Annotated in this window: 7 protein-coding genes and 1 pseudogene; all 8 read left to right on the forward strand. The window is 56.6% G+C overall.

Going from position 1 to position 12834, the window contains the following annotated elements; translation table 11 throughout:
- Positions 1-845: 845 nt before the first annotated feature.
- Positions 846-1145 carry a GNAT family N-acetyltransferase gene (locus tag IDH44_RS26445; protein WP_317890148.1) on the forward strand — a complete coding sequence of 100 codons (300 nt, stop codon included), beginning with the start codon at positions 846-848 and terminating at the stop codon, positions 1143-1145.
- Between the two features lie 81 nt (positions 1146-1226).
- Positions 1227-1463 (forward strand): class I SAM-dependent methyltransferase, encoded by a 237-nt coding sequence (locus IDH44_RS26950; RefSeq protein WP_263364371.1) that lies wholly within the window; start codon positions 1227-1229, stop codon positions 1461-1463.
- A gap of 4 nt (positions 1464-1467) precedes the next feature.
- Positions 1468-1530: pseudogene (locus tag IDH44_RS27120) on the forward strand (hypothetical protein); the annotation flags it as partial.
- Positions 1531-1542: 12 nt separating this feature from the next.
- Positions 1543-1839, forward strand: coding sequence for a class I SAM-dependent methyltransferase (locus IDH44_RS26955; protein ID WP_263364375.1), 297 nt, complete (start codon positions 1543-1545; stop codon positions 1837-1839).
- 41 nt (positions 1840-1880) lie between these two features.
- Positions 1881-3512, forward strand: coding sequence for an AraC family transcriptional regulator (locus IDH44_RS08905; protein WP_190916800.1), 1632 nt, complete (start codon positions 1881-1883; stop codon positions 3510-3512).
- Between the two features lie 98 nt (positions 3513-3610).
- The gene (locus IDH44_RS08910; RefSeq protein ID WP_190916802.1) at positions 3611-4606 is read left to right on the forward strand and encodes an ABC transporter substrate-binding protein; all 996 of its coding nucleotides are present in this window, start codon (positions 3611-3613) and stop codon (positions 4604-4606) included.
- Positions 4607-4620: 14 nt separating this feature from the next.
- Positions 4621-5424, forward strand: coding sequence for a hypothetical protein (locus IDH44_RS08915; RefSeq protein ID WP_190916804.1), 804 nt, complete (start codon positions 4621-4623; stop codon positions 5422-5424).
- Between the two features lie 424 nt (positions 5425-5848).
- Entirely contained in the window at positions 5849-12754 is a 6906-nt protein-coding gene (locus IDH44_RS08920; protein ID WP_190916806.1) for an S-layer homology domain-containing protein, read from the forward strand.
- Positions 12755-12834 lie beyond the last annotated feature (80 nt).

Genomic DNA, 12834 nt, shown 5'->3' on the forward strand with positions numbered 1-12834 from the left:
GGTGGCTCTCACGATTAACATCGTGGCTCTAATTCGTTAACACGGTGGCTCTCACTCATTAACTCAATGGCTCTCTGGCACCGAAATACTCATTCATGGATCATTAGGATACATGACGCCTGTTCAGTACCGCCAAGCAGCCCCTAAAAAAGCTGTCTGATTTAATGTTGACAATCCACGTGATTGAAGAATACACTTCAGGTCAATTCAAATGCACAGAAGTAATTACAGAAAAATGGGAAGGGCAAGGGTACACTTTTGATAATAATTGAAGATTTGTAGGTGCAATTGAGTGACCAAAGCTATCCCCAACAAATCAGGGGCCCGAATTGATGTTAATGACTGGATCTAAACGAGAAGAAGTTCATCATTTTTATGAAAGAACTGGCTTTACAGAAGGCAAAAAGACAGGGTTTATAATAACCATGTAAACTGTAGCCTGAGGGCACACTCGAAATTTGTGTAACGCGGAGATGAAAATAGTTCCAGCCGATTAAAATAATCGATGCTGACGTAAGGCGTTTCATTCCAGAGCATCTAAAACCTGAAAGGAAGGTTTATGATGCTTTTTCCTACCCTGCTAGAAGGAAGCAGGATTCGACTGTGTCCCCTCGAACTCAGTCATGCAGAAGAACTATTTGCATGCGGAAATCACAAAGCCATATGGACGTATTTACCGAACAAAGTAGAATGCTTGGAAGATATGATTCAGCTTATTCAAAACGCGTTGAAGTCGAAAGAGCTGGGATTTGAATATCCCTTTGTGGTCTATGACAAAGAATTATAGCGGATCGTGGGGAGCACCAGGTTTTTAAATATATCTGTCCCCCATCAATAATTTAGAAATCGGCTGGAGCTGGTATACTCCAGAAGTATGGAGAAGCAGGGTCAATACGGAGTGTAAGTATGAATTATTGAAATACTGTTTTGAACCATTTCATGCGCTATGGGTACAGTTTAAGGCGGATGTCCGGAATGACCGATCCAATCACGCGATTCAAAGAATCGGAGCAACCCATGAAGGCGTATTGCGACAAGATCGAATCTTGCAGGACGGATTTATTCGAAATGCCAACCTGTACAGTATAATTGATTCGGAATGGAACGAGATCAAAAATCGCTTGGAACAATATTTTAAAAGCTAAACCCGCGCAGAAAGGAGAGAGGTGAACGTTTTGACTAGCCATGCCAAAATTTATCGTGATCAGGCACATTCCTATGATGGGATGATTCGAAGGCAACCGGACTTTTCTCCCTATATTCATGAAATTCAATCGTGCGAGGGATTAGATATCTTGGATTTGGGGGCAGGCTCTGGGAGGTTCGCGAGCGCATTGGCCAAGCAAGCAAACTCATTAATTTGTACGGATATTTCGGAGTCGATGCTTGCGTTATTGGACAATAATTTGAAGGCACTCGGTCTTCCTCGACAGGAAATTACCCATAGCGGATCATACGATTGATCTTGTGGTCTCGGGCTGGAGCATCTGTTATTTAGCCAACACGAAGAACGAGCATTGGGCGTCGAATCTGGCTGAGATCTTGAAGGAAGTGAAACGAGTATTGCGACCAGGCGGAACGGTGGTTATATTTGAAACACTGGGAACCGGAACGGAAGTTCCCGACCCGCCTGATAGTTTAAAACCTTATTATCAAGTGTTAACGGACCAGTACGGTTTTCATCACCGATGGGAGCGGGCTGACTATACGTTTGCCAGCGTGGAAGAAGCGAGAAAGGGTACGGCATTTTTTTTCGGAGAAGACGTATCAAATAAAATCATCCAAAACAAGTGGTCAATTGTTCCGGAATGTGCAGGAATTTGGTGGAAGCGCGGATAGTGGAGCAAAAAGCGACTGTGAAAAAACGGGGAGGGTAAGCGATGCGGCACGAAGCATTGGAGAAGTTGCCACGTCATCTGGTTGTGCTGGCTCTTCGCTTGTTCCATCTGGGAGGCGATCTGATACTGGATCGCGGAGCGAAAAGGATCTCCAGCTTCATTCTGTGCGCCATGACGGAGGGCCGGGCGGTTATCACGATTGATGGGATTCGTCACAACGGGGAAAAAGGAAGTCTTTTTCTGCTGACGCCGGGTATGTTCGTGGAAGCACAGACCGTTGGAGACGCGCCGGCGGGAGCGATGATCGCGGTTTTTGCCTGCGTGCACGTGAAACGAACTGGAAGCGGGCGAGAACTGGCGGCGCCGATGCTTCCGGCATCAGGGCAACTCCGGTTGCCCGATTCCAAGCGTCGAATGGGGAAGCTGCACAACGGATTGGCAGAGCTTTACCGCCTGGAGGGAAGTCTGCGGAAACGGCAAGCGTTTCAATTGTGGCTGAGCGAGCTTTTTGCTGTTATGCGCACAGGAGGAGAGGCCGCGCCGGAAGGCGTAGAAGGAACCATCCGTCACATCCATGCGCATTTCGACAAGGAAATCAAGGTAAGTGGATTGGCCGCTATGGCCGGGCTCAGCGTCAATCATTTTATTCGCAAGTTTAAGCTTCACACGGGGATGACGCCGAATGAATATGTCCTGAAGCTTCGAATGTCCAAGGCAAAGGAGCTGTTGTTTTCAACGAATAAAATCAAGGAAGTGGCCCAAAGATCGGGGTATCAGGACGAGCAATATTTCAGCCGCCTGTTCAAAAAGACCGAAGGCGTGCCGCCGACCCTGTACATGCGGGATGACCGCCGCCGGATCGCCACCCTGTACTATGGTTTGGACGATTACTTGATGACACTCGGCATTACCCCCGTAGCTGCGTTGTCCTATGAAGAGCGGGTTGCCCGATACGAACCGATGCCTTCAACTGACGGACGCTCGCAGGGCGCAAGACTGCTCAGTTCGCGGATGGATTACGACACGCTAAAACGAGCTCGTCCGGATGTCATTCTCACCAGCGACAGGCTGGAGATGGACGAAACGGCAAGCCGGATGGCGCCAACCATTGTCGTTCCGTATGCCAGTCAGCACGAGAGCAGGTTGTTGCAGATCGGCGAAATTCTGGGCCGCAGAAAAAAAGCCGAACGCTGGAATGAAAAATATGCCGAGCGCAAGGCAGTGCTGCGCGAATGGCTGCGCCGCGAATGGGGCAAGCCGACAGCCTACTATATTCGAATCACGCCTTCCTTTTACAGAATATACGGCTCGCTGAATCAGACTGGAGCGCTCCTTTACAAGGAGCTGGGGTTCACGCTTCCGGAAGGCTATCGGTCGGAGAAATGGGCGCTGGATGTCCAATTGGATGCGCTGGCTTCTCTTGATGCGGATTTGCTCTTTGTAGCTGTCGATCCGGTACCCGCGGCCCGAAAGCGAATGGCTGAATGGTTGCAATCGGAAGCGTGGGCTTCGCTGCGCGCGGTACGAGCAGGACATGTGTACGAAGCAAGCGATATGTTATTTAAAGCGCTCGGCCCTTCAGGGCGATGGGGGGCAATGGAACGGATCTACCGTCAACTGAATCGGGTGCGCGGTGAATTTCTCCATGCCGAAGTGGGGGATATCGTCCATTGAAAACCTCTGTTTTCCTCTATATGATAATGATAATGATTCTTACTATTAATTAGAAGAGGGGAAGACAGATGTTCAGATTGAAAACGTATGGATGGCTGATGACGGTGCTGCTGGCACTGGCGATAACCGCTTGCGGCGGGAACGGCGAGGATGCCCAAGCGCAGGATGCACAGCCGGAGGAAGTCGTCACCGATGCGCAGCATCAGGAGGCCAGCAATGATAGTGCTGCTAACGGAGATAACGGCGTTCGGACGATCGAGCACCTGAAAGGCACCAGCGAAATTCCGGCTTCGATTGAGCGGATTGTCGTATTGTCGGCCGCTTACATCGACCACTTGCTCACCATTGGCGAGGTGCCGGTCGGCGTCAATGTCGAAGCTCGATATGGCGGCGATTACTTGCCTTACCTGGCCGATCAACTGGAGGGAGTGGTCACGCTCGGTTCCGCAGAAAGTCCCAATCTGGAAGCGATCGTGGAGCTTGATCCAGACGTGATCCTTGTCGAGAGCCGGACGGCCGAGAATGTATACGAGCAACTGGAAAAGATCGCGCCCACAATTGTGCTGGGTACGGAATGGTTGGAGTATGAGGAGGACCCCGCGTTCTGGACCCGCGATCTGATGACGATCGCCTCGATGTATGGCAAGGAGGAGCTGGCGCAAGCGAAGGCCGATGAACTGCAAGCCAAAGTAAAGACGGCTTCCGACACGATCAATGGCCTGGACCATAAAAAACTCGCGTATGTGCGCGTCAGAGAGAAGCTGCTTCAGCTCTATGCCCGAAAAGGCCATCCTACGAATACGCTTCTATACGACGAGCTTGGCTTCGAGCCTTCGTCGTTGACGCCAGAGGAGCAACGCATCGACATGTCGCTGGAGAAGGTCCCAGAGCTGGATGCCGATTATATCGTGCTCGAAGTGGACCCGAATGGGCAAGAATTCCTGGAAGGCATGAACGAGAGTTTCTTGTGGCGTGAGGTACCAGCTGTTAAGGACGAGCAGACGTTCGAGACGGATTCCTTCTGGCTATTCAAAGGCTGGGGTGTAATCGGAAGAGGCGAAATCGTCGATGATGTCTTGACTATGATTCAATAAAGGGAGCTTGGTCGTTGGAATCCTATTATAGTCGCGAGGAGACGATGCGTCGGCAATTTGTCATGGAGCTGGACGCGGAGGGGTGGGAGGAAGCCTATCCCTATACGGCAGGACAGTTGCTGAAAGGTCAAGAGGCGCCTGTCATCATGCAGGAGCAAGCGAGAAGGCTCGGCACGGATAACGCGGAAGTGGTCGGCACGTTGTTTGCCAAACGATATTCGGTGTTTGCGATGGGGGCGGCGGTCTGCTTCACCTTGTATGACGACGTCCTGGACTTGTCGCATCATCGAATCGGCTTCCGCTTCTCGGATAGCGGCGCGTTGCAATACGCGGCGAAAACGGCCGAAGCAGTTGTCGGGAGAGACCTGGAGGCGTCAGTCAGGCGCCGAGTGTTTATCGCCTATTGGCATCAGCTCGACCAACACCTCCGCGTGCTGTTCCAAGCGGTCTCCGCATGCACAGGCGCGAACGAGAAGGTGATGCTCTCCCTCGTGAGTCATAATCTTCAACAGCTGTATGCTTCTCTGGCGGCGAGGAAGGACAGTCTCCCGCCGGAGCAAGCCAAGCGGGTGCTGAGAGACGCAACCTTTTTGCATGAACACCAACATGGCTTGACTGCTCTTCGTTTCCGGTCGTATGCGCACGCGAGAAGCAAGGCCCGTCCGCTACTCATCCGCAAGCATTGTTGTCTGGCCTACCGACTGGTCTCCGAAGGAGAGTCATGCGCGCCAGCCGATGCTCACGATGCACGATATTGCTTGACCTGTCCCAAGCTGGACTCCGAACAACGGCGCAAACGACTTGACGACGAGTTGTAGTCCGATTATACAAGCAAGGGAGGTGCGAAAGCGCCTCTCTTATTTGCCTTTGCACGACGCCAGTCATGCTAGAAGGCAAGGAAGAATTTCGAACTTGTTGTGGCAGGAGTACGCCCGATTGTGGCAGAACAAAGACGGAGGCGGCGCTAAGCGCCTCCCTTGTCCGTTGCAGATGGCTTTTTCCCATTTCGGGGCGCTAACGGGGCCGACCACAAGGAGCCTGACAACTCCGATCTTTCTTTTACGAACTGAAGCATTCTATCTGAGAAGTGAGGTGCTCGGATGCGGAAGAGCATCAACTCCGCGTCGAGTCGCGGGCCGGATCCGAATAATCAAATGATATGATTATTTATCGCGCTTTTGGCAAGTGGTATAGTACCTCCTGATATAGATCGTATCACTCAAGGATCAGGAGGGAATGAGATTGACAACACCAATTCGGACAAAGTTTGCCTGGATTCTCATTGTAGTCATGATCGCGCAGGCGCTAATACCGATTGGAAGGGGGGAGGCAGAGGAGGAGAACGGATTCCATTGGGATCAGCAGGTCATTGACCTGTTATCTCCCGGCGAAGGCGAATTGCACGTTAGCTGGGCACCCTATTTTGAGCATCCGAATGTCTCGTATACGCTATCCTTGCGTACCGGGACCGAATGGACCGAGCTGGCAGCCGACGGGCATACGGAATGGACCCGGTGGGCAAGAGTCGGGCTTTCGGACGCGGCGGCGTATGAATTGACGCTTGTCGCCACGGATGGCGATAGCGGCGAACCCTTGAGCGAGCTCTCCCGCCAGTTTACGCTGGCCGACTTGGAGGAGCAGCCTCCATTTGCTTGGGACGCCGCTCCCGCGATTGAATATCGGGAGGATTCGACGGTACACGTGCAATGGAATGCGAACCTCGTGCCTACTATTACGCATTACTATGTCTATGTGTTCGGGGAAGGCGACTTCTTCTGGTCGAGTCCCCGAAGAGCCCAAGGAAGCGCATTATCCGTTGAGACGCCTGAGCTAGCACCGGGTCATTACGCAGTCTGGCTCGTAGCGGGGTCGACCAATATGGTGACCGGCATTGAGAGCATAGTCAGCTCTCATTATGCTGTCCTGCATGTCTCCGGAGAAGGCGAGCCTGAGGGCGACGGTCTCCCGCCCTATTGGCCTGCGGATGCTGAGGTGGCGCTTGAGACCAGCTCCTCTGCAAGTCTGACGCTCGGCTGGCCGCAGGCCGTCGACGAGGTTGCGTCATACCGGGTCCTGCTTGACGACGCGGAGCGGACAACCGTGCCTGCCGACACGCATCAGGTCGTCCTGGACGGCTTGATAAGCGGCCGGCAGTACAAGATCTCGATTATCGCGAAGGATACGGCGGGCGCTTCGAGCGTTCCCTTGACGGGCATGTTTCAGACGGGCAGCGCCCCCTTGCAGCTCCAGTGGTCCGCCCCGCAGACCATGAAGGGCCCGGATCGTTATCTGATCGGCGGCTCGGACATGCAGTTGGAGATGAGAGGAGATGCGGGGTATGAAGCTGAGGTGAGCGTTGCCTATCAGTCGTGGTTGGACGATGCCGGTCAACTGACGGATCAGCGGCACGCGCGCCACCAATCGATTCCGGTCGTGGAGAATCCCGCCGAGCCGGGAACCTACAGCGGCGTATTGGCCTTGGAGGATGCGCTGGCGATCGCGGAGGTGACCGGGCTGACAGGCCTCCTGCATCAAGACGGCGCCGCACACGGGGATCCCGTCGAGGTAGAGGTGGGCCTGAGCGTGACCGGCCGCATCGCGATCATCGTGCAGCCGGAGGGCGGAGCGATCTCGCCGGTCAGTCTGGTGCTGGAGGCGGGCGGCGACCGCCACGTCCAGACGGCGCCGGAGGGCGGCACCTACACGTTCCGGGACGTGCTGCCCGACAGGAGCTACCAGGCCACCGCCAGGCAAGTGGATGGAGGACGGGTACTGAAGCAGTGGCAGACAGCGCCCGTGCAAGCCTCCAGAGTCGTCCAGGAAACGATCGGCGGAATCGGCAACGCCTCGCTACAAGTCGCGGTCCGCGATCATACGGGTCAGCCGGCCCCGGATGCGCGGGTTACGCTGATGCGGACGGATCGCACGAGTCTGGGGCGGATGACGACAGATGCGCAGGGGGTGGCCGCCTTTGACGGGCTGCCGCTGCTCGAAGGCGATCAACTGCTGGCGAGCGTCGTCCAAGTGCCGGCGCATGCGCGCAATATACGGGATGTGCCGGTGACGCTCCAGGCCGGTCTCAATGCCATCGAGATTGCGCTGGAACGGCGCCCGGAGGTTCGTTTCTACGGTACGGTCGTCCATCGCACGGACCCGCTGGGCGGATTCCCGCTGGTGTTCGTGCAGGATCACCCGACCAGGCCGGGGGAGAAGGTCATGCAGCGCGTGACCACGGACGCTACCGGCTCCTACGAGGTGTATCTGTATGCGGGCAATGTAGCGGTGGAAGGCGCGACGACAGATTACAAGATTGCAAGCATGCAGCGTCAGGTGGGCGCAGCGGACGAGGAGTGGAACTTCACGACGGGCAAAAACGATGCCGTCGAGATCGGATACACCGTCCACACAAAAATCGCCGGAGGCGATTGGGTAGCCAGAGAAGGCTCGGACATGACGAGTCAGGAGCGCGCGTCCTACCAGCCGTTCCTTTACGACCAGCGAGGAAGGCTCATACGCCAAGGCAATTTATATCCGCTGAGCGCGACCGGCGAAGCGGGAGACCGCTTTCAGTTGTGTATGGAGCATACCCGTTACAACCTGATGTCGAGCTGCCAGGAGATTACGGTGGACCATATGCGAAGCGGGCACGCGGCCTTCTATATGGAGACAGACGGCGGACAAGTGACCGCCCGACTGGACGACGTCTTGCTTGGCGGCACCTGGACCATGACGGTCGTGGACGAGGAGGGAAGATTCAACCGCACCTATCCGGTGCCGGCCGACGGCCGGTGGCAAGAACACCTTCCCTACAGCGGACAATACGTCATGCGACTAACGAAGCGCGCGCAGGTTCAACAGCAGATCTGTATCACGTGCTCGGTCATGCCGCAGCCTCAGCCCCCCGAGGTGAGCGGAGCGCAAGCAGGTGAATCCGTGGCTATTCCATTTGTGGTACCGCTTGGGGGCGGTGTCGATCTGGGGACGCTGAATCTGTCCTCCGGCGATCCGGCGCCGGAGCGCCAGGGCCTGCTGATTCAATCGGCAGCGCTCTCGCCAGGTGCGGTCTTCAATTTGCGGCTGGCGCTGCCGGCGGCTGCCCTTCCGTCTCAAGCGCGCCAGGCGATCGGACTCGAGCTGCCGGCGCATACCCGTCTCGTGCCGAACAGCTTCATGCTGGGCGGCGAGCCGCTGGACAGCGCGCAATGGACGCTTGAGGACGAGGGCAGACTTCTGCTCGTGCAGGCGGACGCGCTTGCGGAGGGCGACGATCTGCTGCTTCATGCCACCTTGGAATTGGGGAAGGACTATGAGGCGCCCGAGGCTGTTTTCCGCGCCTTTTTGACCGATTCGACAGAGCCGGTCGAACACCTGGGGCAGCAGCGACTTCCTGTACGCCATATCCTGATGGATGTGCCGCCGCGCACGGTGAATCCGGCTACCGACGTATTCGGCTGGGCGGTGCCCGGAAGCACTGTCCGCGTCTATCATAATCAGGAATTGCTGGGGCAGACGGAGGCTGTGAGCGATGGGACCTGGAGCCTGAAGGTTGATTTGCCGAGCGCGTCGACGGACTTCATCTATATCCTGTCAGCTTCGGCAACGCTGGGCGATCAGGTGTGGATGGCCGATAGCAAGGCCGTCTGGTATCGCGAGAATGCCCCGCACGTGGAGTCGGTCAGACTGAGCAGCGACGGCTCGGTAAACACCTTTTATCCGCAAACCGGCATCTCGCGCGTCCCCTATACGATCAATTACGGGCTGCTGGCCATCGATGTCCGGTTCGAAGATCCGGAGGCCGTCTCGGGCGTCGCGGTGCGGATTGGCGGCAGCGTGCTGCAGACGGTGTTCAATGCCGCTACAGGGTACTATACCGCCGCTACGATGGTAAGCCACCAGAATATTAGCCGGTTCAACGGCCCTGTGTATGTGAGCTACAATGAGGTGCCTCAGTCGAGCGCCGCGCCTGTCGCGATTCGGACCGAAGCCGAGCTGCGCAAGGCGTTGCCCTGGTGGATGAAGGATGTCGTCCTGCCCGGCGAACAGGGCGTGGACATTGCGCGATCGCCCCAGGAGGAGACCCGAAGCTTGAACCTGATGATCCCTCAGCTCGGCGAACAGGCGGCTGCGGAAGCGACCATTACCGTCCGGGAGGATGTCGACTATGACATTGCGGGCAAGCCGCGCATGAGCGGAGACGGGATGACGATATACGGCTACGATATGGAAATTATAAAAGGCGCGAATTACCGCTCGCCTTTTGCCGAGCCGCTTACCGGCTGGAGGGATTCCAGGCAAATGCTGCTGAATTATATGTCGCAAGCGGCGGACCCGGGGTCTAGCTACACGATTCGGGTGACCACGTATCAGGAGTACGATGGGGACCAGTCGCTTGCGGCCGCAGACGCCAAGCGATCCCATTCGGTTCAGACGCTGGCGTTCCCTTATGCGAAAGTGGCGGCAGGCATCATCGAAGCGGAAATCAAGGCGTATGATCATTATTCGACTGCGAGTGGCTCAAAAGGGTTTCTCGATCTGCTCGATTCGCTCGACAAGGAGATTGAGCATGTGTATGCGGCTTGCGGCACGGGAGCGGCGCAGGGCTATCATTCGCAATTGGAAAATATAATGGAGGATGCCATGCTGGGGGAAGCCGGCAAGTGGGCGGCGATGGGGGCCGGTACAGCGGCAGGCGCCTTGCTGCCCGGAGCCGGGTTATTGGCAACCGGATTGATTTTCACCTCGACCTATTTCTATGGCAAAATCATTGACAAAAAAATTCAGGATCGTATACAAGAAGTCAAACGAAACGTGCAGCAGGACGAGGAATGCAAGGAGGATGAGCCGGAGCCGAAGCCGTCCAAACCAGCACCGGAGGATGAATTGGTAGCGGATCCGCAGTGGATCTTTGACCCGAGCGGCTATGTATACGAAGCGGTCCCGGGTAATCGTCTGACGGATGTGAAGGCGACACTGCTGCATGATGACGAAGATCGCGAGGCATGGGTGGAATGGGACGCGCAGGCGTACGGGCAGATCAATCCGCAATGGACGGATCATGCGGGGCGGTATGCATGGGACGTTCCGCAAGGACGGTGGCAGGTACGGTATGAGAAATACGGATACGCGACTGCCTACAGCGGGGAACTGACGGTGCTGCCGCCGCACTTTGACGTGAATATCCCGTTGGTCTCGCTGCAGCCGGCTGAAGTGGAGCGTGTCTATTCGGATGATGGCGGGCGCTCCGTCACGATCAGCTTCACCAAGCATATGGACGTCGCGCTCTTCCTCCTGCACCCGCCGCTGGTGCGGCGCGACGACGCAGCGATAGACGGGGCGTGGCAGCCGGTGAATGCGGCAGACGGCGAAGCCGGGCAACTGGCCCGGCGCTTCAGCCTGCAACTCGCTCCGGAGGAGCAACTGCGCCCTGACGATCTCCTGCAGGTTGTCATCAATTCGCAGGTGACGGGTTACAATTATTTGCCTGTATCCGGGGCGCTGGAATTCGATGTGCGCGTCACCGAAGCGGACGAACATGCCCCCGAGGTCCCTGCCGCAGTCGCGGCCAGCGCAGGGGATCGTGCGATCTATGTGAGCTGGAGAGATCCGGCCGATCCGGATCTGTCCGGGATTGACGTGCAATGGCGCTTGCCGGGCGAGCCGTCGTATCACAGCATGCAGGTAGACAAAAATGTACAGTACGCTGTGATCAATAACCTGCTGCCGCACACGTCTTATGAGCTGCGTATCTCCGCATCGGATGAACAAGGGAACCGTTCCGCGTATCACGAGCTGACAGGAAGCGCCGGTGAAGCCGTCCTGTATGCCGGCGAGCTGCACATTCCTCCTGTGGCCCAGGCTGCCGCTACGCCAAGGTCGGATCGACTGGAGGTCCGTTGGCAGGAGCCGCCTGGCAGCCAATGGCAGGAGGTCAGGGTGAATTGGAGGGACACGCTGCAGGAGGGAGAAACGAAAGGCGTCCGCGTGCCAAAAGGGATGCAAAACTTCGTCATCACCGGACTCTCTCCGGGAAGAACGTATGAAGTGACGCTGACGGTCGAGGACGAGGCCGGCAATGAATCGCTTCCCGTTTATTTGAATACGGCGACGACAAAAGCAGCGCCCCCTGCGCCCCCATTATATGAGGCGCCGGCACCCGAGGTAGAGGATTGGATCGCGTGGAAGGAGCTGGAGGCAGGCAAGGCGCTCTCATGGTCACAAGGCGAGCTGCTGGTCCGCCTGCTTCACACCCTACCGTCGTCGACTGAAGGCGGGCTGCGAATCGTCAAGCGCGAGGGCCTGGCCCGTCCACGCGAAGAGCGGTATTGGGCGCCGGGGTACGGGTATGAATTGGGTCTGTCGCCTGCGGGGCAATCGGACTGGGGCGGTCCGCTGCTCATGCAATTCCGGGTAATGGGATTGCCGCCGAGTGTAGATGTGCATAAGCTGGGACTTTATCGTCTTGTGGACGAACATTCGGCGCAATGGGCGTACGTAGGCGGCGTATGGAATGCGAGCGCCGAACGTTTGGAGGCGCAGGTTGCGCAGGAAGGCCTTTATGCCGTCATGGCCTTCCAGCCTACTTATAGGGACACGCACAACCATTGGGCGATGCTCGCCGTTGAACGGCTAGCCGCGCATCATATTATCGTCGGGGTTGATGCGGAACGTTTCGCTCCAGCGCGCAGCATTACCCGTGCGGAGATGGCGGCGCTGCTCATTCGACAGCTGGAGAGAGAGACGGGAGAGACCATGGCCGTGGAGGCGGGCATTCTCACCGGCTACCGCGATGTGGACGCCGACAAGTGGCATTGGCCGATTCTGCAGCAAGCAGCAAGCAGCGGACTGATGACCGGAGCAGGCGGCTACTTGCGCCCCGACGATTCTCTGACGCGCGAAGAAGCGGCTGTGCTGATCCTCCGCACCATGGAGCTTGCCCGAGCCGGGGCTGCGACGGAGCAACCGGGCGGAGAGTCGCTTGCCTTTACGGATCAGGCCGACATTGCGCAGTGGGCGCGGCAAGCGGTGCACACCTTGGCTGACCTTCGGGTCGTTAACGGTTTTCCTGACGGTAGCTTTGGCCCGCAGCGCATGCTCACCAGGGCACAAGCCGCAAGCCTGATATGGGAGATGTATCAGCTCCAAAGGTAAAGGATAGAGACCGTCTATAACCGGGAAACTATCAGCGCTATGGATTCGAAAAATAAGCAATTGTCTTCACGGGGCAAGGG

Source organism: Paenibacillus sabuli (genome assembly GCF_014705605.1).
GTDB lineage: Bacteria > Bacillota > Bacilli > Paenibacillales > Paenibacillaceae > Paenibacillus_D > Paenibacillus_D sabuli.